Origin of the sequence: Streptomyces sp. SM18, assembly GCF_002910775.2 — a bacterium.
GTDB lineage: Bacteria > Actinomycetota > Actinomycetes > Streptomycetales > Streptomycetaceae > Streptomyces > Streptomyces halstedii.
On record NZ_CP029342.1, the window covers coordinates 4,712,554 to 4,736,419 of the forward strand.

Sequence of the window (23,866 nt, forward strand, 5' to 3'; positions counted from 1 at the left end):
GACACGGCCCGCACGGCCTTACGATGGGTCGCATGACTGCAACTCCTGCCCGCCGTGTCCTGCTCGCCGCACCCCGTGGCTACTGCGCGGGCGTGGACCGTGCCGTGATCGCCGTCGAGAAGGCCCTGGAGCAGTACGGGGCCCCGATCTACGTCCGCCACGAGATCGTGCACAACAAGTACGTCGTGCAGACGCTGGAGAAGAAGGGCGCGATCTTCGTCGAACAGACGGACGAGGTGCCCGAGGGCTCCATCGTGATGTTCTCCGCGCACGGCGTCGCGCCCACCGTCCACGCGGAGGCCGCCGAGCGGAAGCTCGCCACGATCGACGCGACCTGCCCCCTGGTCACCAAGGTCCACAAGGAGGCCGTCCGGTACGCCAAGGACGACTACGACATCCTGCTGATCGGCCACGACGGCCACGAGGAGGTCATCGGCACCAGCGGCGAGGCGCCCGACCACATCACGCTGGTCGACGGCCCCGAGGACGTCGCGAACGTCGAGGTGCGAGACGAGTCGAAGGTCGTCTGGCTCTCCCAGACCACGCTGTCCGTCGACGAGACGATGGAGACGGTCGGCGCCCTCAAGCAGAAGTTCCCCAACCTCCTCTCCCCGCCGAGCGACGACATCTGCTACGCCACGCAGAACCGCCAGGTCGCGGTCAAGAAGCTCAGCGAGGAGGCCGAGCTCGTCATCGTCGTCGGCTCCAAGAACTCCTCGAACTCGATCCGCATGGTCGAGGTGGCCCTGGACGCGGGCGCGCCCGCCGCGTACCTGGTGGACTTCGCCGCCGAGATCGACGAGGCCTGGCTGGAGGGCGTCACCACGGTCGGCCTCACCTCCGGGGCCTCGGTCCCGGACGTCCTGGTCGACGGGGTGCTCGAATGGCTCGCCGAGCGCGGGTACGGGGACGTGGAGACGGTCAAGACGGCGGACGAGTCGATCACCTTCTCCCTGCCCAAGGAGCTCCGCCGCGACCTGCGCGCCGAGGCCGCCGAACTTTCCGGGAAGTGACGGGCGGAAGTGACGGGCGGGGGGTGACCGGGGGCCCTGGGAGGGTGCCCCGCCCGTTCTACGGGCTTGGGGAGTGCGCGGGGCCCGCTGCCCGTACCGTGGATCCATGGAGATCTTCGGTGTGGATATCGGCGGATCAGGGATCAAGGGCGCTCCCGTGGACCTGGACCGGGGAGAGCTGGCGCACGAGCGCCACAAGGTACTGACACCGCGCCCGGCCACGCCCGACAGCGTGGCCGGTGGTGTGGCCGAGGTCGTCGGCCACTTCGACTGGAAGGGCCCGGTCGGCATCACGTTCCCTGGAGTGGTCACCGGCGGGATCACCCGGAGCGCGGCCAACGTGGACAAGTCCTGGATCGACACCGACGCCCGCACACTGCTCAGCGACCGCATCGGCCAGCCGGTCACGATCCTCAACGACGCCGACGCGGCGGGCGTGGCCGAGATGACCTTCGGCGCGGGACGCGGCCGCAAGGGCACGGTGATCGTGCTGACCCTCGGCACGGGCATCGGCAGCGCCGTCTTCACGGACGGGCGGCTCGTCCCCAACACCGAGCTCGGCCACCTGGAGCTGCACGGGCACGACGCGGAGAAGCGCGCGTCCACCAAGGCCAAGGAGGACGAGGACCTCAGCTGGGGCCACTGGGCGCACCGAGTGCAGAAGTACCTGGTCCACGTCGAGATGCTGTTCTCCCCGGAGCTGTTCATCATCGGCGGGGGCGTCAGCCGCAAGGCGGAGAAGTTCCTGCCCCACATCGAGCACGTACGCGCGGAGATGGTCCCGGCGCAGCTCCAGAACAACGCGGGCATCGTGGGCGCGGCCATGGCGGCGGCGGAGGCCTGATCCGTACCGGGTGACCGGGACCGGACGCACAAGGAGGCCGCACGCACAGGGGGGACCGGACTCACCAGGACCCCGGCCCGGATCTGCTCGGGATCGGCCCGGATCGACCTGGATCCACCTGGATCCCGCAGGGCCCCGGCCGCGGTTCCTACGGGCGGGGGCGACGCGCGCCCTGGGCGGCGGCTGCCCTCGCCTGATGCCGCTGCCGCTCCCGCATGCGCCGTACCTTGCGTACGGAGGCGATGAGCCCGGCGACGAGCGTGCCGCCGTACAGCCAGCCGGCCTGGACGGCCAGCGCGGTGACGACCGCCATGGCCTGCCCGCCGAAGCCGCCCGAGCCCCCGGCGATGGGAACGACTCCCACGGCGAAGGCGATGGGCACGCTGATCGGTGCGGTGACCAGGTCGGCGGGCCGCACCCAGAGGGCGGTCAGCGCGCTCACGGGGAGGAACAGCACCCCGTAGACGACCTCCGAACCGTCCAGGAGCAGTTGGTCCAGGCAGGCCAGCAGGAACATCGCGGCGGCGGCGAAGAGCCCAGCGCCGATGCCGGTCAGCCGGGGGTTGGGGAATCTGCGCAGCGCGAGCACGAAGGGTGCGAGCGGCCCGGACCGGGGCCGCGGGCGCGACACCGCAGGGGTGACCTCCACCGTCACCGGATAGCCGGCCGCGCTCTCACCGAGGCCGCCCGCGGCCACGGCCGGGGCCTGCTCGGGCGCCGAGGGCTGCCTGCGCTGCGGGGTACGAGTCCTGTGCTGCTCCACCGTGACAACCTAGGGCGAGTGGCATGCGCTTCCCGGTGCGGGACACGCGCTTTGGCCGACCTTGGCACTGTGTTCGATGCCACTCGGCCGAAATGTGACCGTTTGGGGTGATCGAGCGCACCTACGGGAAGCCTGTCCGGCCGAGGGTCGCACCGCCGGCCCCACCCCGGTTCCCCGTCCACCGTCGTCGATGAGCCTCCCTCGCCGGACCCGTGACCGGCCGCCCTGGCCCGCCCGTAAACTGGAGAATCGGTCCCCTCCCGGCCCGCCTCCTCAAGGGCCCCTCCTCACACTCCAGGAAGTCGCCAAAGTGTCGCTCACGATCGGAATCGTCGGCCTGCCGAATGTCGGCAAGTCGACCCTGTTCAACGCCCTGACCAAGAACGACGTGCTGGCGGCCAACTACCCGTTCGCCACGATCGAGCCGAACGTCGGCGTGGTCGGCGTCCCGGACCCGCGCCTGGACACGCTCGCCACGGTCTTCGGCTCGCAGCGGATCCTCCCGGCCACGGTCGACTTCGTGGACATCGCGGGCATCGTGCGCGGTGCGAGCGAGGGCGAGGGCCTGGGTAACAAGTTCCTCGCGAACATCCGCGAGTCCGACGCGATCTGCCAGGTCATCCGCGCCTTCAAGGACGAGAACGTCGTCCACGTCGACGGCAAGGTCTCGCCCAAGGACGACATCGAGACGATCAACACCGAGCTGATCCTCGCCGACCTCCAGTCCGTCGAGAAGGCCGTCCCGCGCCTGACGAAGGAGGCCCGCCTCCAGAAGGACAAGGTCGCGGTCCTCGCCGCCGTCGAGGAGGCGCAGAAGATCCTGGAGGCGGGCGACACCCTGTTCTCCCGGGGCATCACCGCCGGCACCGAGACGGGCCGCCTCCTGCACGAGCTGCACCTGCTCACCACGAAGCCCTTCCTGTACGTCTTCAACGTCGACGAGGACGAGCTGGTCGACGAGGACTTCAAAAACGAGCAGCGCGCCCTGGTCGCCCCGGCCGAGGCCATCTTCCTCAACGCCAAGATCGAGTCCGAGCTGATCGAGCTGGACGACGACGAGGCCCTCGAACTCCTCCAGTCGATGGGCCAGGAAGAGCCGGGCCTGGCCACCCTCGGCCGCGTCGGCTTCGCCACCCTGGGCCTGCAGACCTACCTCACGGCAGGACCGAAGGAAGCCCGCGCTTGGACGATCAAGAAGGGCGCCACGGCCCCCGAGGCGGCCGGTGTGATCCACACCGACTTCCAGAAGGGCTTCATCAAGGCGGAGATCATCTCCTTCGAGGACCTGGTCGAGACGGGCTCGGTCGCCGAAGCCCGCGCCAAGGGCAAGGCCCGCATGGAGGGCAAGGACTACGTCATGCAGGACGGCGACGTGGTGGAGTTCCGCTTCAACGTGTAGCGGGTGACGTAACACCGCGTCGCTGATCTGGCAAACGTGCAGGTCAGATGGGGTCCGACTCTTCAGGGTCGGGCCCTTTGCGTTTTCCCGTGCTGGGATGGTGCTGGGATGACTGACCCCTCGTCACCTGTCGTCACCCCTGGTCATCCGTACCGTGCTGGGTTTGCACTGGGACGCGGATGCGCCGCCGGTGCCAGGTTCCACTCTGACGAGGCCTCCCGAGACTACGAGCCGATCGTCGCGGGGAGCGCAGCCTGCCGTGCCCGGGTTCGTTCTTGCCGGCTTCCAATGTCTTGCGGGGTGGCCGCTCCTGCAACACGGCGTCGATTCGTTCGCCGAGTACCAGGTCAGGGAGTTCGTACAGGGTCTCGTCCAGGGTTGCTCGCCGATCGGAAAGCTGATCAACCAGTCCAGGTCGTGCTCTCGGCTCTGATCGAGGCACCCTCGACACGCTCCAGCATTTTGATGCCATTTCTTACTCCAAATTGATATCGTTGTTGGAGCGTCGAGCTGTGAAGGGGACAACTGATGGCCAGGACTGTGATCGATCTGGACGAGGACATCGTCGAGCAGGCGATGCGGGTGTATGGGGCGAGGACGAAGGCCGCCGCAGTGCGGGCGGCCATGGAGGAGGGGGTGAGGCTGCGGCTGCGCCGGGAGCTGTTCGATGCCATTGACGATGGTGAGTTTGATGACGTGTTTGCGGAGATCCGGTCGCAGACGGGGCCGCGGAACCCGGACGGCTCGCTTAAGCGCGAAGACGGGGCTTCGGCGGCGTGAAAGGGCGCTACCTCATCGACAAGTCCGCGCTGGCCCGCCGGGGCAAATCGGCGGTGCGGGCGCGGCTGGATGTACTGGACCGCGATGGACTCCTAGCAGTGTGCGCCCCGACCGAGTATGAGGTTCTGTACTCGGCGCGTGGAAAGCCCGAGGCGCTGCGCCTGCGTACCCTGCTCCGTGGTTTCGACTACTTGCCCTGCAACGACGAGGAGTTCGAGCAGGCGCTCACGATCCAGGCGCTGGCGCTGAACGCCGGCTTTCACCGGGCGCTGTCGCTGGCCGACGTCCTCATCGCGGCAACCGCAGAACGGCATGGGGCCACGGTCCTCCACTACGACGGCGACTTCGACATGATCGCCTCGGTGAGCGGGGTGCGAGCCGAGTGGGTCGTGGAGCCCGGCACCGCCGACTGACCGGGAACGCCGCATGCCGTGCCAGCGAGTGCCTCGATGGGCGGAGATGGAGCCGGAGCGTTGTTGACCCGGGGCGTCGCGGATCTGCTCAACGGCGTAGGTGGGTGGTGATGCGAGATTCGAGTATTCGTACACCAGTGCCCGCAGCGGTGGAGTAGGTTCTCCGTTTTTGAGTCGCCTCGTCTGTACGCGGCGCTGGTCAAGAGCCTGAGAGGTTCGGCAGGTACGCCCCCGGGCGTCGAGGTGATCCCTTTGTCGGTGGCAGACGCCGGCCAGGACGTTGCCCTCCTGGCCGTCCCGTCAGTGGGACGGCGACTGCGCGGGTCGCCGTCCCCGGTTGCTCAGGAAGCCTGCTGTTTCTCGGGAGATCCGCGATCGAGACGGGCGAAGGCCCGGTCGGTGCTCAGCCGGTGGTGCGTCTGCGGTAGCGGATATGCGTGGTCAGCGGTGAGTGGAGCACCTCGACGGGTTCGAAATCGAAGGTCTCGACGTCGTCGAAGATGCGCTCGCCGCTGCCGAGTAGGACGGGTGCGATGTCGAGGGTGAGTTCATCGATCACGCCGGCGTTGAGTGCCTGCCGAACCGTCGAGGCGCCACCGGCGATGTCCACGCCCCTGCCGTCGGCGGCTTCGAGCGCCTGCGCGTAAGCGGCGTCGAAGCCTTCGGTGACGAAGTGGAAGGTGGTCCCTCCCTCCATTTTGATCGGTTCGTGGGCGTAGCGGGTGAGGACGAAGACCGGGGCGTGGTAGGGGGGCTCGGGGCCCCACCATCCGTCCCACGCCTCGTCCCACTCGCCTCGGACCGGCCCGAACATGTTGCGGCCCATGACATAGGCGCCACGGGGACGCATCAACCAGCTGTTGGCCGTCTGGTCGGCGTCGGTCGCGCGCGGGTCGCCGATGTGCCAGCCGTGCAGCTCCTGGCCGCGCTTGCCCAGCGGATCGTCCCGGCTCTGCTCGGGTCCGGCGACGAAGCCGTCGAGCGAGATCGACATATGGCAGGTGGTGTCGGACATCAGCTTCTCTCTCAAAGCAGACAGTTGCGGGTTGTCGTAAGGGCATTCGGACCGTACGACGCATGTACAGACTGGCAGAGGCGGCCGAACTCATCGCGACATCGCGAAGCCGTTGAAGGTGTGAGTGTCACGTGATCAGACGGACACTCACCGTGATCGCCGTATGGGGCCGGCCTCGGCGCAGCAGGCCGGCCAGCCCCTCCATGAGTCACCATGCGTCACCACGAGCTCTATCCCGTACGCATGGTCGGCGTGGGGGTGGGGTTCATGCGCCGGAGCGAGAGAGCGCCGTTGTCACGCGGGCACCGCAGAAGGCGAACGCGAGCGGCCCCAGTACCGCCGCGCCCGCACTCGCAGCGAGCACCTCCCAGGGCCGGAACCACGCCGGGAGATCGGCGAACAGCTCGCCGGCGCTGCACACCACGCCGATGAGCATCACCACGGTCAGCAGGATTCCTCCCGCAGTGACAACGGCAGCGCACTGAGCGAGAAACCTCCATGCCCGGGCGCGCCCCGCCCCGGGCCCCTCGGGGCGAAACGGTTGCAGGGCCCTGGCGACCTCGGACGGCCACCGGACGACGAGGACGTCGTCCATGTCATCGGGGTCGTTGGTGACATGCCGGAGGCCGACGGCCTGTCCGACCAGGCCGCGTCCACTACCAGGCATCGACAACGGGCAGATCACCCGCCGGCGGATGCTCCCGTGCCCCGGCACGTCGGCCCTGATCACGAGCGTGTCCGGGCCCTGCACATCACTGGGGCCCTCCTCGATCGCCTGCTCGATCACGCCGACGGCGAAGCGCCCCTCGGCGAATCGCTCCTTTTTCGGCTGGAACGGTGTGCCAGGGCGTCTCAAACTCATCGGCGGCTCTCCTCGGTGTCGTCGGGCCATCCGTCGAAGAGCACGTCGTGCTCGGCGTCGGGGTCGAGAGCGGTGTGGCGGAAGCGGATCGCCCGACCGACCCAGCGATGGTCCGGTCCCGACGAGTCTCCCGATCCCCAACCGATGGTGCGCCGGAGCGTGGGCCCTCCCGGTAGCTCGGCGCGAACGGCGAGGTCGTAGGTCGGGTTCCCGTCCGTGTCGTTCTGAGGCAACTCGATGACCTCCTCGACGACGCCGACCGTGCACAGCCCGTCGGCGAACCGGGCCTCCGCGAGCCGGGGGCCGGTGTAGGCGTCGAGGGCGGACCCGATGAGCAGGACCCCGACGCTCGATCCGTACAGCCAGGCGAAGACGCCGTACCGGTCGACGCCCGCGACCCAGAACCAGACGGCGAGCCCGATGCCGACAGGTACCGCCGCGACGAACGCCACGGCACCGACCAGCAGGATCCACCGGGAGGCGCTTTCCCAGCGCTCCCACCGGCGGATCCGTACCCGGGTCTTAGGGGTCCTCGCGAGGCTCATGCTGCCGGCTTCCGTGCGTGTCGCGCCGCCTTCGCGTCCGCGCCGGGGAACCTGTCGAACAGAGCGTCGTACACGTCGTCGGGATCCAGGGAGTTGTGACGGAAGCGGATCGGTGTTCCGGTCCGCCGACGAGGGTTGCCCCCGCCCAGGTACACCTTCCGGCGCAGGACGACTCCGTCGGACAGCTCGGCGCTGACCCTCAGCTCGTACGACACGGGGTCGTCGTCGCCGGGGCACTCGATCACCCTGTCGACTCGGCCTGTCGACACATACCCGTCCGCGAAGCAGGCTGTGAGACGCTCACGACTGCTCACGGCCATCAGGGCGGCTCCGACGAGCGGCACCCCGGCGGCGATGCCCCACAACCACCAGTACACGTCTGTGCGATCGATGCCTGCGACGCCGAACCAGACGGCGCACGCGAGCGTCGCGATCGGGGCGAGGAGGAGCAGCGAGACACCGCACAGCGCCGCCACCACGCCGATCGTCTCCATCCGCGACCAGCGCCGGATGCGCATACGACTCTCGGGCGTGCGTGCCTTCGCCATCCAGTCCGCGGTCTGGTCATCAGCGTTGTGGAGCCGGAGCTTCCGGTCGAGCCATGTCATTGCCCGCTCCTCCGTGCTGCCCTCCGGCGGAGTTTCGAGCGGATCCGCCGCAGCTTCTTCCCGCACGGCACCGTGGTGACGTTCGGCTCGCTCTGCTCGTCACGGGGCTCGGTGATGAGTGCCCACCGGTGCGCCTCGAAGTCGTCGGCGGAGCCGAGCCCGGGGACGGACTCGACGTAGTAGCCACCGGTGGCCTCCGGGCCGAAGATCTCCTGCGCTGCGATCACTCCCTGCGGTCGCCGCAGGGTCCGGCGGCTCAGTTGCTCCTGCACGGTCCCGTCCGACAGCCAGGCGTACAGCGCCTGGTGGATCCGGGCGGCCTGTGCGTCGTCGATGCGATGGTCGATCGCGATGAACGTGGGTGAGGTGAAGCCCTCGCCTCCGTCGTGCGTGAACGGGGAGCGGTGGATCGTGTGCGCCGTCCCGTGCTCGAAGATCCACTGATTGTCCTTGCGGACCTCGGAGGCCAGGTTCGTACGGAGGGCAAGCACACCGAGAGCGATGAGCAGCCAGATCCCGACGATGGCCCAGACGAACCAGTGGCTCCACGGCGGGCCGTGGACGGTCTCGCCGAACACCGTTCCGACCCAGTCGTGCCCCCCGGGGTGCGTGACCGTGCCCCAGGCCAGGTAGCCGAGCGCTGTGAGAGGGAGGAGCGCCCAGAACGCCGGTGTGTAGTGGAGTTCGACCTTGCCCAAACCGTCCGGGTCCTCCCACTTCGCGACTTCCTCGACGGATTCCGGCCACGGCACCTCCTGCGGCCGCACGAGGTCCGTGACCGGGCACTCTGCGACGTGCTGCCACACAGCGGCGGGGCGGCCCGGCAACTGCTGAGCGGGCTTGGCCCGTTCCTTCTGTCGCATGTCCGTCCCTTCCTGCCGGATCGGGATCGTCACGGTGTGCAGTGCGGTTGTTGCTGTCGGCCGGACTGTGTTGCCTCACAAGGGACTTGGTCGCCGGGGCTGCGGCGGTGCCCGGTTTGCTTTTACCGCGGCCCGGTCCCGCCCCGTGCCCGCTCGGTCCCAGACAGTCGGTCAGTTGTGCTTCTGTGCTTCTGAGGGTGGTCGGACCGGGGCGCGGCGTCAAGGGCGAACAGAAGTGAGGGCTCTCGTCACGCAATTGACGGCCCTTGTCGCCGAGTTGAGGCGGAGAGCTGAACAAGTCGAGTTCCTGCACCAGGTCGGGACCTCGCGCCGGGAGGAGGCCGGCCCCGTCGTCTCGCGCTATGCCCCGGCGCTTTCACGGGGAAGGTGCCCGGCGTATCGCGGTGAACCGGAGGTAGGTCACCCCCGGCGACGGTAACGTTCCCGCACCCTCCCCAGACTCAACCGACAGGGACCCTCTCCTTGAGAAAGCCGGTCAACAGGTCGGTGACGGCCGACGGTCGTTCCAGGCTGGGAAGGTGGCCTGCCCAGGGCAGTTCGACATGGTCGGCGTTGGCGAGCAGGTGCGGCAGTCGGTCAGCGATCTGTCGGAAGTCCGCGAGATCGTATGCGCCCGACAGAACGAGGCAGGGCGCTTGAATCACCGTCAGATCGACCACGGCCTCGTCGGTCTCGAACTCCTCGGCGGCGAGCTGCACTTCGAAGGCGTGCCGCTGCATCTGGCGTACCGCCTCGCGGGCGGAATCGTCGGCGTCCGGGCCAAGCCAGGTGTCGACCATCAGTTCCGTCGCGCCGACGATGTCCCCCGCCTCGATCAGCGCTTCCTCGCGTTCCCCGAGCGCACGCAGTTCGGCGGAAGGCTCATGCCCAGGCAGGGCGGGGCACAGCAGAACCATGGCGCTCACCCGGTCCGGCCGCCGTGCGGCGATCTCCAAGGCGACCTGCCCGCCGTACGAGGACCCGACCACTGCCGCCCGCGCGATGCCCAGACCGTCCAGAAGGGCCAGCACGTCCTCGGCGTCGCTGTGGGGCCGGTCCGGCGCCGGGGTCTCACCGAAGCCCCGGAGATCACAGCGCACCAGCCGGTATCCGGGGTCGATCAGGGCCGGCCACTGGGCGTCCCACATCCGCCGGTCACACACCCCGGAATGCAACAGCACCAGCACGGGACCGTCTCCGGCCACATCATGAGAGAGCGTCATCCGGCTGACCCTACGCAGCGGTTGCTCGAAGCGCCTCCCCATTGGTGACGCGCTGCCCCGCCTAGCAGCCGCCGGACGGCCGGGCGTTCGGCATGGACGGGCCTCGCCGGCCCTCCGTAGGCTGCTGATCGTCTACGAGGGGGTAAGGGTGAACGGCAATCCGCTGTACTACTGGGTAGCGCTGACTATTTCCACGGCGCTCATGCTGCCGCTGCCGGTGGCGATACTGGCGGGGTGGAATCCGCCGTGGATGCGCAGGCGGCAGGCCGGGATGCGGCTTCGCGCCTACGGTGTGCTGTGCGTCTACGCGTTCATGCTCGCCAACGGCGTCCCCCGGATCGCCGACGCCTCGTTCGAGACGGTCATGATCTGCATGAACATCGGCATTGGCTTCATGGCCGCCGGTGCGGTCCTGTTCCTGCTGTCGGCGCGCAAGGACTCAGGCGCCCGGACAGCCGGCCCGGTCGGACCCTCGGAAGGCTGAGAGACGGCCTGCCGCGTCTGCCCTGCGAGGGGCGGCCTCGTCGGCGGATGGCCTGCTCGCCCCGGACGTGGACGTGTTCCCTGCGGATTGACGTGCCGCTGAATTCCGCCGAGGTGGGGAGGGCGACCGGGCCGGATCCGGCGGAAGCCTCCGGCGCCGCACTGGTCACCGGCGGACTGCCGCTGATCTGCGCGGAGTGGCCGCGCCACCGTGTGGTGTCGTGGTGGCGCCACTCTGTGCCAGGTGGCGCCAGGTGGTGCCATGAGGTGCCAGGGTGGTGCCTGGTGTGGCGGTCGGTGGTTTCGGTTGTGCCTTGCCCATGGTGTGATCCGGGCGGTGTTTGCGCAGGTCAGGTCGTCAGAGTGGGCTGCCTGGTGGTCGCCGCGTCGATGAGGTGGTTGCAGGTGGCGCCATAGTGGTGCCATGATGGCGTCATGGACCTCACGCCCTATGTCGAAACGCTCCGCCGTGAACTCGCGGTGGCCGCCGAAGCAGGAGGGGACGAAGCCCGTGAGCTGGCCGAGCGGCTCACGGCCCCCCTGGAGTCGGCGGCTCGCCTGACCATGCTCAACGTACTCTCCGCCGCGATGAGCGAGATCACCCGTGACCTCGCTCCCGGGTTCGTCGACGTTCGGCTTCGCGGGCTCGATCCCGACTTCGTGGTGACGCTGCCGCCGGGCGGCGGAACGTTCGACGTGGCGGGCGGCGCGCAGGGCGAGCCGGCGACGGCGCCGCCCCTGGCTCCGGCTTCCGGCGATACGGAAGACGGAGCTACCGCCCGGGTCAACCTGCGTCTGCCCGCACACCTCAAGGCGCGGGCCGAGGAGGCCGCGAGCAGGGAGGGGTTGTCGGTCAACGCATGGCTGGTACGTGCCGTGTCGGCGGCCGTCGACACGGGCGGTGCTCGGCCTCGTACGGCACAGAAGACCCGTGGCGGCGGACAGACGTTCACGGGCTGGGTGCGCTGACCGTTCCCGAACCGGGACCGACCGACCGACCGACCGCACGCCGCCTCCCGCATCCGGCTGCTCGACCGCACGTGTCCCCGCGGCAGCCTGTTCGACCGTTCCACGTCCCACCGGAACGCCGGAACACCGGAACGCCGGAACACCGGAACGCCGGGACACCGAGCACCGCACCACCGCACACCGGAACGCCGCACCACTTCACCGCGCCAAGCCCCACCGGCGGGCCCGGCCCCAGCACGTCCCGTTCAGTGCGGGACGCCCCACACGACCCCTTGAGACGGGACAGTCATGCCTTCCTTCGACACTCCCGAACCGATCTCGGCGACCGCCCAGGTGAGCGCCGGTTCCATCCATTTCGCCGCGGCCGACCGGAGCGACACGGTCGTGGAGGTGCGGCCCCGCGATCCGGAGAAGGAGCTGGACGTGCGCGCCGCCAAGCAGACCGAGGTCACCTGCACCGGCGGCATGCTGCACATCAGGATGCCGAAGCAGCGCAACCTCTTCGGGCGCGCCGGATGCGTCGACATCGTGGTCGACCTTCCCGCGGGTTCCGATGTCGAGGTGACCGGCGCGTGGGCCGAGGTGCGCGGCGACGGGCGCCTCGGTGAGGTGCGCGTGAAGACCTCGGCAGGCGACGTCCGGCTCGGGGTGACCGGGGCGCTGCGTCTCGACGCGTCCCACGGGTTCATCGCCGTGGACCGCGTGGAAGGCCCCGCCGACATCAGCACGAGCTCGGGCAGCATGCGCATCGGCACGCTCGACGGCGTCGCGGTCCTGAAGAACTCGCACGGCACCACCACCGTCGGCCGCTCCACCGGCGACCTGCGGATCAGTGGGGCCAACGGTGACATCATCGTCGAGCGCGCCGAGGGCTCCGTCGCCGCGACCACCGCGTACGGGGCCCTGCGTCTGGCCGAAGTCACACGGGGATCCGTCCAGTTGGAGACCTCGTACGGTGCCATCGACATCGGCGTCCGCGCGGGGACCGCCGCCTGGCTCGACCTCGGATCCGGCTTCGGGACCGTGCACAACGCGCTGACCGCGTCCGACAGTCCGGACGGTGCCGAGGACACGATCGAGGTCCGGGCCCGTACCCGCTTCGGCAACATCGGCATCCACCGCGCCGCGCCCCGGGGCTGACCGACCCTCTCGCCCCGGGCCCACGGCCCTGCTGACCGCCCTTGACCTCACTTCACCCGGAACGGGAGAGCACCATGACGTCATCTGTCATGCCCATGTCTAGTCACACCGCGGACGACCGTCCGCCGGAGTACGCCGTCTCCGTACTCGGACTGCGCAAGTCCTACGGCGACAAGACCGTCCTCGACGGCATCGACCTGCGCATCCCGGCCGGTACCGTCTTCGCGCTGCTCGGACCGAACGGCGCCGGCAAGACCACCACCGTGCAGATCCTCTCCACCCTCATCACGGCCGACGGCGGCCAGGCCCAGGTCGCGGGCCACGACCTCACCTCCTCGCCGCACGGAGTACGCGCCGCGATCGGGGTCACCGGACAGTTCGTCGCGCTCGACGACCTCCTCACGGCCAGGGAGAACCTGCTCCTCATGGCCGACCTGCTGCGGCTCGGCAAGGCCGAAGGGCGCGCACGCGCCGGGGAACTGCTCGCGCGTTTCGGGATCGCGGACGTGGCCGACACACGCGCCGCGACCTTTTCCGGCGGGATGCGGCGCCGGCTCGATCTCGCCATGACACTGGTCGGCGACCCCAAGGTGATCTTCCTTGACGAGCCGACGACCGGACTCGACCCGCGCAGCCGCCGCACCATGTGGGAGACCGTGCGCTCGCTGGTCGCCGGAGGAGTCACCGTCTTCCTCACCACGCAGTACCTGGAGGAGGCCGACCAGCTCGCGGACCGCATCGCCGTCCTCGACCGCGGTCGCATCGTGGCCGAGGGCACCGCCGACGAGCTGAAGGCGCGCATCCCCGGCAGCCATGTGCGCCTGCGGTTCACCGACGCCGACGCCTACGAACGGGCGGCCGAGGCGTTCCCCGGGGCGGCGCGTGACGAGGAGGCCCTGGCCCTGCGCGTCGCGGGTGAGGGGGGCGTCGCAACCCTGCGCGCCCTCCTCGACCGGCTCGACGCGACCGGCGTACGCGCCGCGGACCTGTCCGTGCACACCCCCGACCTCGACGACGTCTTTCTCGCCCTGACCAGCGACGGGGCGGCCTACAGCCTGCTCCACGTGAAGGAGACCCTGCGATGAGCACCCTCACCTACGTCGTGCACGACTCGGCGACCATGCTGCGCCGGAACCTGAAACACGCGATCCGCTATCCGTCGGTGTCGCTGGGCTCGGCCCTCCTCCCCGTGATGATGCTGCTGCTCTTCGTGTACGCCTTCGGGGGCTCGATCGGTGCGGGTATCGGGGCGGGGACCGGTGGCGGGCGGGTCGGCCGGGAGGCCTACTTGGAGTACCTGACCCCGGGCATCGTGATCATGGCCGTCGCCGCGGGCTCCATGGCGACGTCGATCTCGGTCTGTTCGGACATGACCACCGGCATCATCAACCGCTTCCGCACCATGAACATCGCCCGTTCCTCGTTCATGACGGGGCATGTGCTGGGCAGCGTCGTACAGACCATGGTGAGCGTGGTGTTCGTCGTCGCGGTCGCCCTGGCCGTCGGTTTCCGGCCGAACGCGAACGTGCTGGAGTGGGCGGCGGCGGCCGGCCTGCTGACCGCCATCGCCTTCTCGCTGACCTGGCTATCGGTCGCCCTCGGCCTGATCTCGAAGACGGTCGAGTCGGCGAGCAACAAGCCGCTGATCATCCAGTTCATGCCGTTCGTCGGCTCCGCGTTCGTGCCGGCCGACTCGATGTCCCCGGGACTCCGCTGGTTCGCCGAGTTCCAGCCCTTCACCCCGATGATCGAGACGGTGCGCGGGCTGCTCACCGGATCCCCGGTCGGCCAGGACGCCTGGATCGCGCTCGCCTGGTGCGTGGGGATCGGACTGGCCGGGTACCTCTGGTCGCGCTCCCTCTTCGACCGCGACGCGCACCGCTGAACCGCGCCAGGGGTACGGGGCGCCGGATCACCCCGCACCGGGCGTACGGGGCGCCGGAACGCCCGAGAACGGCACCTGACCACCGCACCCGGGGGATGAGCGGCCGCGCCCGCCTCGCTAGGACACGGGACCGGCCGTGGCGGTGCCCCTGTTCCGGTTGGCGAACGGCCGTACTCCGTACGCTGCAACGAACTCCGCGATCAGTTCGAACTCCGCCTGGCCCGGGTCCTGGTCGGGCTGTGTCGGACACCACGCGACCAGCAGGGAGGCCGAGTCCTCCAACTGCCAGATGTAACGCCCGCCCCAGTGGCCCACGGCCTGGCCCGAGCCGTGCCGTCGGTACTCGTCGAGCCGTTTGCGCAGACCGCGCCGGCCCTCCTTGCCCGCCGACGCCTTGCCGACGTACAAGACCGTGGCCGTGTCCACCCATGCGGCGGCCAGCACATCGGCGGCCACCGACGGGTCCCGCCCCTTGAAATGCCCGGCCGGACTGCTGGGTCGGAAGACCGGGGCGGACGTATCCGGCCGGAGGACCACGTAGACACCGGCCGCCCTCGGAATGTCGCTGTCGCCCAGGCCCGCGAAAGGGACCCATCCGCTGAAACCGCGGTTCGTCAGGACCTTCCGGGTCAGCTCCGTCGTAGGAGTCACGCGCCACAGTGTGGCGGCGGAGCAGGGCGTGACAAGACCCCACGATCCGATCCGACCTGAACCGACCCGGGCCTGCCGGGCACCGTTCCCTCCCCCAACCCGTGAGGTGGAAGGATGCGGGGACGTACGCGAGGGGCCGGGGGAGCGATGGGGCGGAGTGACCGGGAGGCGGTCGTCCGGGGTGGGCGGCTGCTCGGGACGGCGCGGGCGCTGGTGGCCGACCACACGCGGGCCGTCGAGGCGGTGCGCGCGGCGCTGCGGCCGATCCACGACGGCCTGGCGGAGAAGGAGCTGGACGCCATCCCCGTGGCCCGGCTGAAGGACGTCACCGAGGGCAGACTGCGGCTCGCGGAGGTCGAGAAGGGCGGCTTCCGGACGGTACGGCAGGTGCTCGACGCCGGACCGTACCGCTTGCGGCAGATCCCCGGGGTCGGGCAGCAGACCGCGGCGCAGACCATCGCGGCCGCCCGGCAGATATCCGACGCCGTCCGGGAGAGCGTCGCCGTCCGCATCGATCCCGACCGCGTCGATCCGGGGACCTCCGCGCTCGTGGTCGCCCTGCACCTGCTGGTGGAGGCCGGGCCCGAGGCGCGGCGCGCGGTGGACGCCGCCCAGGCGCTGGCGGACCGGCTCGGTCCGCTGGCCTCGGACGCCAAACCCGCCTCCGGACGGCTGCGCCTGCTCGTCGCCGGAAAGGACCGGCGCGAGCGGGCGAGGGAGGCCGTCGCCGAGATCCGGGAGCTGACCGAGCGGGCCGACCGGGACGGCGTACCGGAGATGTTCGCCCAGGCATCGGTGGACCTCCTGCGCGGCCCCGCGGACGAGGTCGCGGCCCTGGTCGACTTCGAGCTGCGGTCCGCCGAGTACTACAGCCTGCTCGCCGAGGCGTCGGACCGTCGTCCCGACCCGGCCGCCGCCGAGGGCTTCCTGCCGGACGAGGTGGCCGAAGGGGTCAGGGACCAGACCCTCCACGACACGCACCGCAGGGTCTCCCTGCGTGGCTACCAGGCGTTCGGCGCGCGGTTCGCCCTCGCGCAGCGGCGGGTGATCCTCGGTGACGAGATGGGGCTCGGCAAGACCATCCAGGCCATCGCCGTCCTGGCGCACCTCGCGGCCGAGGGACAGACCCGTTTCCTCGTCGTCTGCCCGGCCGGGGTACTGATCAACTGGACGCGGGAGATCGACAGGCGGAGCACGCTGCGGGTCACCGCGCTGCACGGGCCGGACCGGTGGGACGCGTTCGCCGACTGGCAGGAGCGTGGCGGCGTCGGGGTGACCACCTTCGAAGCTCTGCGGGGCTTCTCCGCACCCGAAGACGGTGAGCTGGGCCTGCTCGTGGTCGACGAGGCCCACTATGTGAAGAACCCGCTCGCCCGCCGTTCCGTGGCGGTGGCCGAGTGGGCGGAGCGCTGCGAACGGGTCGTCTTCCTCACCGGAACCCCGATGGAGAACCGGGTCTCGGAGTTCCGCAGCCTGGTGGCCGTGCTCCGGCCCGCTCTCGCGGAGACCATCGGCGACCGTGAGTCGGTGGCCGGATCGGTCGCCTTCCGGAAGGCGGTCGCCCCCGTATACCTGCGCCGCAACCAGAAGGACGTGCTGACCGAACTGCCCGCGCTCCAGCGCACGGACGACTGGGAGGAGCTGAGCGCGTCGGACGAGGAGGCCTACCGGGAGGCCGTGCTGGCCGGCAACTTCATGGCGATGCGCCGGGCCGCGTACGCGCGACCGGAGCAGTCGGCCAAGCTGCACCGGCTGCGGGAGATCGTCGCCGACGCCGCCGCCAACGGGCTGAAGGTGGTGGTGTTCTCCACGTTCCGGGACGTCCTGGCGGTCGTGGGGGACGCGCTGGGGGAGGGGCGGGAGCGGGCGGACGGGCGGCTGTTCGGCCCGATCGCGGGGAACGTGTCGCCCACGCGCCGGCAGCAACTCGTCGACGACTTCACCGACGCTCCCGGCCACGCGGTGATGCTGGCTCAGATCGAGGCCGGGGGCGTGGGTCTCAACATGCAGGCGGCGTCCGTCGTCGTCCTCTGCGAGCCCCAGCTCAAACCGACCGTCGAGCACCAGGCGGTGGCGCGGGCGCACCGCATGGGACAGGTCCGCTCGGTCCAGGTGTACCGGCTGCTCGCGACGGGCGGGGTGGACGAGCGGCTGGTGGCGATGCTGGAGAACAAGTCCCGCCTGTTCGACGCGTACGCCCGCCGCAGCGTGGTCGCGGAGTCCACCCCGGACGCCATGGACATCTCGGACATGACGCTGGCCCGGCGCATCGTCGAGGAGGAGCAGACGCGTCTGGGCGTGCCCCGGTCGCCGTCCACGCCGGAGCGGCCTGCCACGGAGCCCGCACCGGAGACCGCACCGGAGCCCACCACGGAGCCCGCACCCGAGACCGCGCCGGAGTCCGCCACGGGAGCGTGACGGGTGGACCGGCCGGACTCCCCGCCACCCACGGTCAGCCGTCCCTCCCGACGGTCAGCCGTCCGTCCCGACGGTCAGCCGTCCGCCCCCACGGTCAGTTCGGTCACCCCCGCCGGCTTCTCCGGATCGTCAGAGGTGACCGTCATCCGCACCTCCCGCGCCGTCTCCCCGGCTCGGAAGGGCCGCCAGGTCCGGCCGTCGGGCGAGGTCTCGACGGTGTACGAGGCCGGTGCGGTGTCCGCCCACGCGGGGGTGATCTCGGCGACCCGCACCACCCGGCCCAGGTCCACCGTCAGCGTCCCCGTGCCGCCCTGGGGCGACCAGGCCGTCGTCGGGCTGCCGTCCACGGCGGCCGCCGCGTACAGCCCCGGCGCCTCGGAGGTGGCCGTCGCCGGGCGGCAACGCGCCGCGTCCGGTGTCGGGGTCAGGTCGGGCCGGCGGGTGGGCAGCGTGAGGGTGCCGGTCAGCCTGCGCGGCCCCGCCGGGGTGTGGACCGTGAACGGCGCGCCGTCCGTCAGCCGTACCGTGGTCGTCCGGGCGCCGAGGGAGACGTCGTACGTGCTTCCCCGGAAGCGCAGGCCGGTCAGCTCCACGCCCCCGGACAGCTGCGGGGGCAGCAGCGGATCGAGCCGCACCCCGTCCTCACGCAGCCGGAGCCCGGTCAGGCCGTGCGTGAACACCTGGAGGAAGCCGCCCTTCCCGGTGAGGAAGTCCTCGGCGGGAAAGCCGGACAGTGGGTCCTCGGCGCCGGACTTCTCGCCGCGCGCCTCGGAGAACAGGTGGTACGGACCGCGCGTGAACGGGCGTACGGAGCGCTGGAGATAGGTGTACGTGGAGCAGCCCGGCTCCCCGATGGCCGCCGCGTCGATCGCGTGCACCGAGTCCGTCATGGCGGGCCCGTCCGGATCGGTGCGGGCGGCGTAGAAGTCGAGGGTCGCGGCGGCGGCGCCGTCCGGCATCGGCCATTCCAGCGGGTACGTCAGCAGCACGGTGTCGGCCTGCTTGATGGTCGAGCCGTTGTACCCGGCGTACTGGAGGAAGAGCTTCCGCCCGGCGTCGTACGGGACGCGGAGTCCGTCTGCGACCCTGGTCCATCCGGCGGGGGCGCTCTCGCCCAGGAGTCCGGCGGCGCGGGTGGCGTTGCGCAGGGCGGTGGCGGCACCCGCGTTGGTGAACACCCCGTCGTCCACGCCGTTGCTGTACTCGTCGGGGCCCGCGACGTTCTCGACGGAGTAGCTGCCGTCCGGGTTCGCGGTGGCACGCGACTCCCAGAAGTCGGCGATGCCCTTCAGCAGCGGCCAGCCGCGCTCGGCCAGCCAGTCGCGGTCGCCGGTGGCGAGGTAGTACTGCCAGACGGCCAGCGACACATCGCCCTGGAGGTGGTTCTGGGTCAGGCAGTGCGGCGGGTCCCAGCTCTGGCACTCGGAGTCGAGGCGGCCCCGGCTCGCGCTCGTCCACGGGTAGAACAGGCCCTTGTAGCCCAGCTGTTCGGCGTTGGCGCGGGCCGCGTGGCGGGTGCGGTAGCGGTACTCGACCACCGAACGGGCCAGCTCGGGGCGGGTGGCCAGCAGCCCCGGGTACATCCAGGTCTCGGCGTCCCAGAACACCATGCCCGCGTAGGCGTCGCTGGTCAGCCCGGCCGGGGCGAGTCCGTCCGAGGAACCGGTACGGGTGTTGGCGAGCAGCCCGTACTGGGCGGCCCGCAGCCAGGCGGTGAGGTCCGCGCTGCCGGGTACGGCGATGTCGGACGACCAGGCCGTCCGCCAGGCCGCCGCGTTGTCCGCCAGGACACCGGACCACCCGCGCAGCTCCGCCCGCCGGGCGGTGGCGCGGGCGGACGCGAGCGGGTCTCGGGAGGTGAGGGCGGTGTCCACACCGACGTACTTCTCGAAGGTGTACGAGCGTCCGGAGGCGACCTCGGTGGTGTGGGCGCCCTTGCCGGTGCCCGCCTGGACGATCGCCCCGCGCGTGCCGGTGCCGAGCGTGCGGAAGGTGCCGTCGTCCCCGAGCGTGAGCCGGCGCGCGCCCCGTTCGTCCAGTCGTCCGGTCACCGTCGCCGTACCGTTCCAGTGCGGAGTCATCCGCAGGCGTACCGCACCGGCGTGTACATCGGAGCGGTCGGTGAGGACCTCGTACGTCAGATCGGTGGCACGGCCGTCTGCGGTGGTCCAGCGCAGTGAGGTGACCACGACACCGCAGCGCAGGTGCACGGTCTGGCGGTAGCGCGAGATGTGGCCGGCGGGGGTTTCGGTGCCGTACGTCTCCGAGCCGACCCGGACGTCCAGGGTGGTCCAGCTCGGCAGGGCGGCGATCACCTCCCTGCCCTCCGCGAGATCCGGGTCCCGGCCGTAGAGGCCGGAGACGAAGGCGCCGTCGTAGCGCGGGGTGTAGAGGGGCCACCCCGTCTTCTGGCCGGTCGCGGCGTATCCGGCGCCGGTGGCGGGCACGCGGTGGCCGAGATAGCCGTTGCCGACGTAGGGGTCGTAGCCCTCGGCCTCCCCGAAGGAGGTGGAGGCCGGTGCCCACGACGGGTCCGGGGCGCCGGTCCGGCCGCACACCGGTGACGGGGACCCGGGAGCGGAGGCGTACGAGAGCGGGGGCAGCGGTGCGGCCAGCGCGACCGCGACCAGGGACGTGAGAAGAGAGATGCGCGTGAGGCTCACCGTACGAAGGTAGGGAAGCCGGTGGCGCGCGTGCGGTTGCGGCGCGCGGGCGGCGACGGCGGCCGGGGCGGTGACTGCGGTCGGGCGGCGGGGGGTGACGTCGGCTCAGGGCCGGGCGTCCGTACGGCTTCCGGTGTGAGCCGGGCGGGAGCGCCCACCGCCGTCCGGACGCGGTATGCGCTGGTCGACGGGAAATCATCACTTCGAGTGAAACTCTGGCCCGTGCTTGCGGTGCCCAACCGAGGGTTGTCACGCTGTTGCTGTCTGTCAACCTGTTGGGAGTGGCCTGTGTCCTTCGGTGAGCAGCCCGCCTATCTGCGCGTGGCGAGCGATCTCAGGGAGAAGATCGTCAACGGCGCGCTGCCGCCTCATACGCGCCTGCCGTCCCAGGCGCGCATCCGCCAGGTCTACGGGGTCTCGGACACCGTCGCGCTGGAGGCGCGGAAGGTGCTGATGGCCGAGGGGCTCGTCGAAGGGCGTTCCGGCTCGGGCACCTATGTGCGCGAGCGCCCCGTCCCGCGCCCCATCGCCCGCTCCGGTTACCGCAGGGAGGGGGGCGCCGACCCGTTCCGGCAGGAGCAGGCGGCAGAGGGGGTGCGGGGGACCTGGGAGTCGAGCAGCGCGCAGGAGGAGGCGAGCGCCGAGATCGCCGGGCGCCTCGGCATCGAGCCCGGTGACCGGGTGATGCGCACCCGGTACCTCTTCCGTGAGGCGGGGGAGCCGATGATGCTCTCCACGTCCTGGGAGCCGCTGGCGGTCACGGGGCGGACGCCCGTGATGCTCCCGGAGGAGGGGCCGTTGGGCGGCTGCGGAGTGGTCGAGCGGATGGCGGCCATCGACGTCGTCGTGGACAACGTGGTCGAGGAGGTCGGCGCGCGCCCGGGGCTGGCGGAGGAGCTCCTGGCGCTCGGCGGTGTGCCCGGACATGTGGTGATGGTCGTCGGGCGCACGTACTACGCCTCGGGGCGGGCGGTGGAGACGGCCGACGTGGTGGTGCCCGCCGACCGGTACCGGGTCACCTATCACCTGCCGGTCCGGTGAACGGCCGGGTGCGGCAGCCCCGGTGAACGATCGGCTGCCGCGGCCCCGGTGACTGCGCGGCGGTCGGGCAGCCGTGCGTGGGTGGCGGTCCGGTAGGGGCGAGGGCGGGCCGCCATCCCGATGCGCCTCCTTCGGGCGCCGGGTGGGCTTCGGGTGGGCGGCTCGTGACGGCGTGTCATGTGTGCGGCCGGTGGGGGCTGCCCGCTGCCCTCAGGCCCCCGGCTCGGCGTTCCGGCCCCGGCTCGGCCTTCCGGCCTCGGCCCGCCCTTCCGGTCCCGCCCCGCCCTTCCGGCACCGCCCCGGCCGGGCCTTCTGGCCTCCGTTCGTCCCTCGGCCTGCTGCTCTCCGGCCTCGGTCCGGCCGCTGCCCCCGGCCCGGCTCCCTGGCCCCGGCCCTCAGCCCGGCCCCGGCCCTCAGCCCGGCCCCGATCCGCCCCCTCGGGCCAACTCCGATGACACGCGGTCCGATCTGCCTGCCCCGCCCGTCCCCGGCAGGCCCGCTCCGTGTGCTGGGCCCGTCCGGTGGGTGCGGAGGGCGGGACCTCTGCCGCGAACAGGCGCACGCCGACGGTGCTGCCGCCCCCCGGTCACGCCCCTCCGGCCGGGAACTACAGGCCGGCGGGGGCTGCGAGGGGGCGCATTCACTGAAGTGCGCCCCCTTCCCGATGGCCGGATGCGTACCTCTTTGTGCAAACATGCATCCTCTGCGTAAAGGTCAGGCGTACGCTCGGGCATATGCGTACTGCGGTTTCCTGGGGATCCTTAGAGACGTGCATGCCAGTAGGGAGAGGGGCGACATGCGGGGAAGAGGCGCGATGACCGACGGCGGCGCGGTACTTCCCTGGCTGGTGATCAGGCAGGACGACAACGGCAACCGGTACCGCGTGGGCCGGTACGCGACGCGGGACGAGGCGCAGCAGATCGCGGACGGCCTGGACCGCCACGGTCACAAGCAGCTCTACTGGGTGGAACGCGCGGGCCAGAGCGCACACCCCTGACACCCGGGGCCGCCCACGGGCACGCGCCCCCGACGCGCCGGGCCGCGTCCTCACGCCCTGACCCGTCCACCTTCCCGCCGCCCGCCCGCCCGACTGACCGACCGCCCCGCGCGCGTACGTGCTCGTACCCGCCCGTACGGGCCCGGACGGCGGGGCGGGCGCGGGCTGCCGGTAGGGTCCCGGCTGACCGGGGTGTGTGAACGAAGGCGGAGTGATGTCGGTCCTGATCGACACGGTGGCATGGGTGCGGGTGGAGAGCGGCAGGATCCTCTGCGCCCGGCCACGGGGCAAGGACGTCTTCTACATCCCCGGCGGCAAGCGGGAGAGCGGCGAGAGCGACCTGGAGACGCTGCTGCGCGAGGTCGAGGAGGAGCTGACGGTCGCCGTCGTCCCGTCGAGCGTCACGCACGCGGGCACCTACGAGGCGCAGGCCCATGGCCATCCGGACGGCGTGCTGGTCCGCATGAGCTGCTACTACGGCGAATACCGCGGCACCCTGGCCGCCAGCAGCGAGATCGACGAGGTGGCCTGGTTCTCGTACGCCGACCGGCCCCGGGTACCCCCCGTCGACCAGCTGCTCTTCGACGACCTCAAGGCCTCGGGCGAACTGCTCTGAGCCCGGCTCCGACCGCGCCCGCGCCGTTCAGGCCGCCCCTGCGCGCGCCCCGCCCGCCCCGCCCGCACCCACCGGTGCCGCGCCCACCGCGGACCAGCCCGCGCGATAGGTGCGCGAAATATAGGGTATGGGCTGATGAGCCCCTTTTCGTGAGGGGCTGCTCCCCCGATGCCGGCCCCTGGGAAGTGATCGGCGTGACCGAGACCGAAGGCGACTGCGCCGTGTGGAACTTTCCGGCGCGTCCGGGGTCCGTGCGCAGCGCCAGGCACGCCGTACGTGACGCATTGCACACCTGGGACCTCGACGTGGTGGTGGGTGACCTCGCCGTGCTGCTCGTCAGTGAGCTGGTGACCAATTCGCTGCGTTATACACCCGGCCCGATCGGGGTCCGTGTGACGCGGCCGCACCCCGACGGCGACAGCCCGCACGCCGTGGCGCCGGGGCAGGGCCTGCTGGTGGAAGTCTCCGATCCGCTTCCGGATCCGCCCACCGAACGTACGGCCGGACCCGAGGACGAGGGCGGGCGCGGACTCCAGCTCGTGGCCTGTTCCGCACGTCGCTGGGGCACTCGGCGCGGAAAGTGCGGCAAGACGGTGTGGTTCGAGCTCGCTCTGCCTGGTTAGGAGAGGGAGGGGACGCAAAAGCGATCACCGGGCCCGGTGCGTCCGGCCGAAA

The 23,866-nt window shown here is 70.9% G+C and carries 24 protein-coding genes; 15 read left to right on the forward strand and 9 right to left on the reverse strand.

What is annotated here, in order from left to right:
• Nucleotides 1-23 precede the first annotated feature (23 nt).
• Nucleotides 24-1,013 carry a 4-hydroxy-3-methylbut-2-enyl diphosphate reductase gene (locus B9S64_RS21460; RefSeq protein ID WP_176712157.1) on the forward strand — a complete coding sequence of 330 codons (990 nt, stop codon included), beginning with the start codon at nt 24-26 and terminating at the stop codon, nt 1,011-1,013.
• A gap of 106 nt (nt 1,014-1,119) precedes the next feature.
• Entirely contained in the window at nt 1,120-1,857 is a 738-nt protein-coding gene (gene ppgK / locus B9S64_RS21465) for a polyphosphate--glucose phosphotransferase (protein ID WP_103492640.1), read from the forward strand.
• Nucleotides 1,858-2,005: 148 nt separating this feature from the next.
• On the opposite strand, the gene B9S64_RS21470 is transcribed toward ppgK, so the two are convergent.
• Entirely contained in the window at nt 2,006-2,620 is a 615-nt protein-coding gene (locus B9S64_RS21470) for a DUF6542 domain-containing protein (protein WP_181012392.1), read from the reverse strand.
• A 310-nt stretch (nt 2,621-2,930) separates the two neighbouring features.
• On the opposite strand from B9S64_RS21470, the gene ychF reads away from it, so the two are divergent.
• The 3 genes from ychF to B9S64_RS21485 all read left to right on the forward strand — a co-directional run bounded on the left by ychF (nt 2,931) and on the right by B9S64_RS21485 (nt 5,212).
• Nucleotides 2,931-4,019 (forward strand): redox-regulated ATPase YchF, encoded by a 1,089-nt coding sequence (gene ychF / locus B9S64_RS21475; RefSeq protein WP_103492639.1) that lies wholly within the window; start codon nt 2,931-2,933, stop codon nt 4,017-4,019.
• Between the two features lie 528 nt (nt 4,020-4,547).
• On the forward strand, nt 4,548-4,799 hold the full coding sequence (locus B9S64_RS21480; RefSeq protein WP_103492638.1) for a type II toxin-antitoxin system VapB family antitoxin: 252 nt from the start codon (nt 4,548-4,550) through the stop codon (nt 4,797-4,799).
• Complete coding sequence (locus B9S64_RS21485) at nt 4,796-5,212, forward strand: PIN domain nuclease (RefSeq protein WP_103492637.1); 417 nt, start codon at nt 4,796-4,798, stop codon at nt 5,210-5,212. The genes B9S64_RS21480 and B9S64_RS21485 overlap by 4 nt, the downstream gene beginning before the upstream one ends.
• A 403-nt stretch (nt 5,213-5,615) precedes the next feature.
• On the opposite strand, the gene B9S64_RS21490 is transcribed toward B9S64_RS21485, so the two are convergent.
• The 6 genes from B9S64_RS21490 to B9S64_RS21515 all read right to left on the reverse strand — a co-directional run bounded on the left by B9S64_RS21490 (nt 5,616) and on the right by B9S64_RS21515 (nt 10,328).
• Nucleotides 5,616-6,227: a dihydrofolate reductase family protein gene (locus B9S64_RS21490; RefSeq protein WP_103492636.1), complete on the reverse strand. Its 612-nt coding sequence runs from the start codon at nt 6,225-6,227 to the stop codon at nt 5,616-5,618.
• Nucleotides 6,228-6,492: 265 nt separating this feature from the next.
• Nucleotides 6,493-7,089, reverse strand: coding sequence for a hypothetical protein (locus tag B9S64_RS21495; protein ID WP_103492635.1), 597 nt, complete (start codon nt 7,087-7,089; stop codon nt 6,493-6,495).
• Nucleotides 7,086-7,634 carry a hypothetical protein gene (locus tag B9S64_RS21500; protein WP_103492634.1) on the reverse strand — a complete coding sequence of 183 codons (549 nt, stop codon included), beginning with the start codon at nt 7,632-7,634 and terminating at the stop codon, nt 7,086-7,088. Before B9S64_RS21500 ends, B9S64_RS21495 begins: the two co-directional genes overlap by 4 nt.
• Nucleotides 7,631-8,242 carry a hypothetical protein gene (locus B9S64_RS21505; protein WP_103492633.1) on the reverse strand — a complete coding sequence of 204 codons (612 nt, stop codon included), beginning with the start codon at nt 8,240-8,242 and terminating at the stop codon, nt 7,631-7,633. The genes B9S64_RS21500 and B9S64_RS21505 overlap by 4 nt, the downstream gene beginning before the upstream one ends.
• The gene (locus tag B9S64_RS21510) at nt 8,239-9,105 is read right to left on the reverse strand and encodes a hypothetical protein (RefSeq protein WP_103492632.1); all 867 of its coding nucleotides are present in this window, start codon (nt 9,103-9,105) and stop codon (nt 8,239-8,241) included. The genes B9S64_RS21505 and B9S64_RS21510 overlap by 4 nt, the downstream gene beginning before the upstream one ends.
• 461 nt (nt 9,106-9,566) lie before the next feature.
• The gene (locus tag B9S64_RS21515; protein WP_103492631.1) at nt 9,567-10,328 is read right to left on the reverse strand and encodes an alpha/beta fold hydrolase; all 762 of its coding nucleotides are present in this window, start codon (nt 10,326-10,328) and stop codon (nt 9,567-9,569) included.
• A 148-nt stretch (nt 10,329-10,476) separates the two neighbouring features.
• Here B9S64_RS21515 and B9S64_RS21520 point away from each other — a divergent pair, with 148 nt between their 5' ends.
• From B9S64_RS21520 to B9S64_RS21545, 5 genes are all read left to right on the forward strand, one after another.
• Nucleotides 10,477-10,812 carry a hypothetical protein gene (locus B9S64_RS21520; protein WP_103492630.1) on the forward strand — a complete coding sequence of 112 codons (336 nt, stop codon included), beginning with the start codon at nt 10,477-10,479 and terminating at the stop codon, nt 10,810-10,812.
• A gap of 434 nt (nt 10,813-11,246) precedes the next feature.
• Nucleotides 11,247-11,780, forward strand: a complete 534-nt coding sequence (locus tag B9S64_RS21530; protein ID WP_103492628.1) for a toxin-antitoxin system HicB family antitoxin — start codon at nt 11,247-11,249, stop codon at nt 11,778-11,780.
• Nucleotides 11,781-12,068: 288 nt separating this feature from the next.
• On the forward strand, nt 12,069-12,920 hold the full coding sequence (locus tag B9S64_RS21535) for a DUF4097 family beta strand repeat-containing protein (RefSeq protein WP_103492627.1): 852 nt from the start codon (nt 12,069-12,071) through the stop codon (nt 12,918-12,920).
• Between the two features lie 89 nt (nt 12,921-13,009).
• Nucleotides 13,010-14,005 carry an ATP-binding cassette domain-containing protein gene (locus B9S64_RS21540; RefSeq protein WP_374936092.1) on the forward strand — a complete coding sequence of 332 codons (996 nt, stop codon included), beginning with the start codon at nt 13,010-13,012 and terminating at the stop codon, nt 14,003-14,005.
• Nucleotides 14,002-14,805, forward strand: a complete 804-nt coding sequence (locus tag B9S64_RS21545; RefSeq protein WP_103492625.1) for an ABC transporter permease — start codon at nt 14,002-14,004, stop codon at nt 14,803-14,805. Before B9S64_RS21540 ends, B9S64_RS21545 begins: the two co-directional genes overlap by 4 nt.
• A gap of 117 nt (nt 14,806-14,922) precedes the next feature.
• On the opposite strand, the gene B9S64_RS21550 is transcribed toward B9S64_RS21545, so the two are convergent.
• The gene (locus B9S64_RS21550; RefSeq protein WP_103492624.1) at nt 14,923-15,456 is read right to left on the reverse strand and encodes a hypothetical protein; all 534 of its coding nucleotides are present in this window, start codon (nt 15,454-15,456) and stop codon (nt 14,923-14,925) included.
• A 147-nt stretch (nt 15,457-15,603) separates the two neighbouring features.
• On the opposite strand from B9S64_RS21550, the gene B9S64_RS21555 reads away from it, so the two are divergent.
• Complete coding sequence (locus B9S64_RS21555) at nt 15,604-17,874, forward strand: DEAD/DEAH box helicase (protein ID WP_103492623.1); 2,271 nt, start codon at nt 15,604-15,606, stop codon at nt 17,872-17,874.
• A gap of 74 nt (nt 17,875-17,948) precedes the next feature.
• Here B9S64_RS21555 and B9S64_RS21560 read toward each other — a convergent pair whose 3' ends face one another.
• On the reverse strand, nt 17,949-20,537 hold the full coding sequence (locus B9S64_RS21560; RefSeq protein ID WP_103492622.1) for a discoidin domain-containing protein: 2,589 nt from the start codon (nt 20,535-20,537) through the stop codon (nt 17,949-17,951).
• A gap of 288 nt (nt 20,538-20,825) precedes the next feature.
• On the opposite strand from B9S64_RS21560, the gene B9S64_RS21565 reads away from it, so the two are divergent.
• The 4 genes from B9S64_RS21565 to B9S64_RS21580 all read left to right on the forward strand — a co-directional run bounded on the left by B9S64_RS21565 (nt 20,826) and on the right by B9S64_RS21580 (nt 23,814).
• Entirely contained in the window at nt 20,826-21,578 is a 753-nt protein-coding gene (locus B9S64_RS21565; RefSeq protein ID WP_028438968.1) for a GntR family transcriptional regulator, read from the forward strand.
• Between the two features lie 796 nt (nt 21,579-22,374).
• A complete protein-coding gene (locus B9S64_RS21570; RefSeq protein WP_103492621.1) occupies nt 22,375-22,575 on the forward strand; it encodes a hypothetical protein in 201 nt (66 codons plus the stop codon).
• Nucleotides 22,576-22,789: 214 nt separating this feature from the next.
• Entirely contained in the window at nt 22,790-23,191 is a 402-nt protein-coding gene (locus tag B9S64_RS21575) for an NUDIX domain-containing protein (RefSeq protein WP_103492620.1), read from the forward strand.
• Between the two features lie 185 nt (nt 23,192-23,376).
• Nucleotides 23,377-23,814, forward strand: a complete 438-nt coding sequence (locus B9S64_RS21580; protein ID WP_028438965.1) for an ATP-binding protein — start codon at nt 23,377-23,379, stop codon at nt 23,812-23,814.
• Nucleotides 23,815-23,866: the final 52 nt, after the last annotated feature.

Excerpts from the sequence above, each read along its gene's own strand:
- B9S64_RS21460 (WP_176712157.1), top strand. The coding sequence starts at position 24 with ATGGGTCGCATGACTGCAACTCCTGCCCGCCGTGTCCTGCTCGCCGCA.
- ppgK (WP_103492640.1), top strand. The coding sequence starts at position 1,120 with ATGGAGATCTTCGGTGTGGATATCGGCGGATCAGGGATCAAGGGCGCT.
- B9S64_RS21480 (WP_103492638.1), top strand. The coding sequence starts at position 4,548 with ATGGCCAGGACTGTGATCGATCTGGACGAGGACATCGTCGAGCAGGCG.
- B9S64_RS21490 (WP_103492636.1), bottom strand. The coding sequence starts at position 6,227 with ATGTCCGACACCACCTGCCATATGTCGATCTCGCTCGACGGCTTCGTC.
- B9S64_RS21495 (WP_103492635.1), bottom strand. The coding sequence starts at position 7,089 with ATGAGTTTGAGACGCCCTGGCACACCGTTCCAGCCGAAAAAGGAGCGA.
- B9S64_RS21500 (WP_103492634.1), bottom strand. The coding sequence starts at position 7,634 with ATGAGCCTCGCGAGGACCCCTAAGACCCGGGTACGGATCCGCCGGTGG.
- B9S64_RS21505 (WP_103492633.1), bottom strand. The coding sequence starts at position 8,242 with ATGACATGGCTCGACCGGAAGCTCCGGCTCCACAACGCTGATGACCAG.
- B9S64_RS21510 (WP_103492632.1), bottom strand. The coding sequence starts at position 9,105 with ATGCGACAGAAGGAACGGGCCAAGCCCGCTCAGCAGTTGCCGGGCCGC.
- B9S64_RS21515 (WP_103492631.1), bottom strand. The coding sequence starts at position 10,328 with ATGACGCTCTCTCATGATGTGGCCGGAGACGGTCCCGTGCTGGTGCTG.
- B9S64_RS21530 (WP_103492628.1), top strand. The coding sequence starts at position 11,247 with ATGGACCTCACGCCCTATGTCGAAACGCTCCGCCGTGAACTCGCGGTG.
- B9S64_RS21535 (WP_103492627.1), top strand. The coding sequence starts at position 12,069 with ATGCCTTCCTTCGACACTCCCGAACCGATCTCGGCGACCGCCCAGGTG.
- B9S64_RS21540 (WP_374936092.1), top strand. The coding sequence starts at position 13,010 with ATGCCCATGTCTAGTCACACCGCGGACGACCGTCCGCCGGAGTACGCC.
- B9S64_RS21545 (WP_103492625.1), top strand. The coding sequence starts at position 14,002 with ATGAGCACCCTCACCTACGTCGTGCACGACTCGGCGACCATGCTGCGC.
- B9S64_RS21555 (WP_103492623.1), top strand. The coding sequence starts at position 15,604 with ATGGGGCGGAGTGACCGGGAGGCGGTCGTCCGGGGTGGGCGGCTGCTC.
- B9S64_RS21570 (WP_103492621.1), top strand. The coding sequence starts at position 22,375 with ATGCGGGGAAGAGGCGCGATGACCGACGGCGGCGCGGTACTTCCCTGG.
- B9S64_RS21575 (WP_103492620.1), top strand. The coding sequence starts at position 22,790 with ATGTCGGTCCTGATCGACACGGTGGCATGGGTGCGGGTGGAGAGCGGC.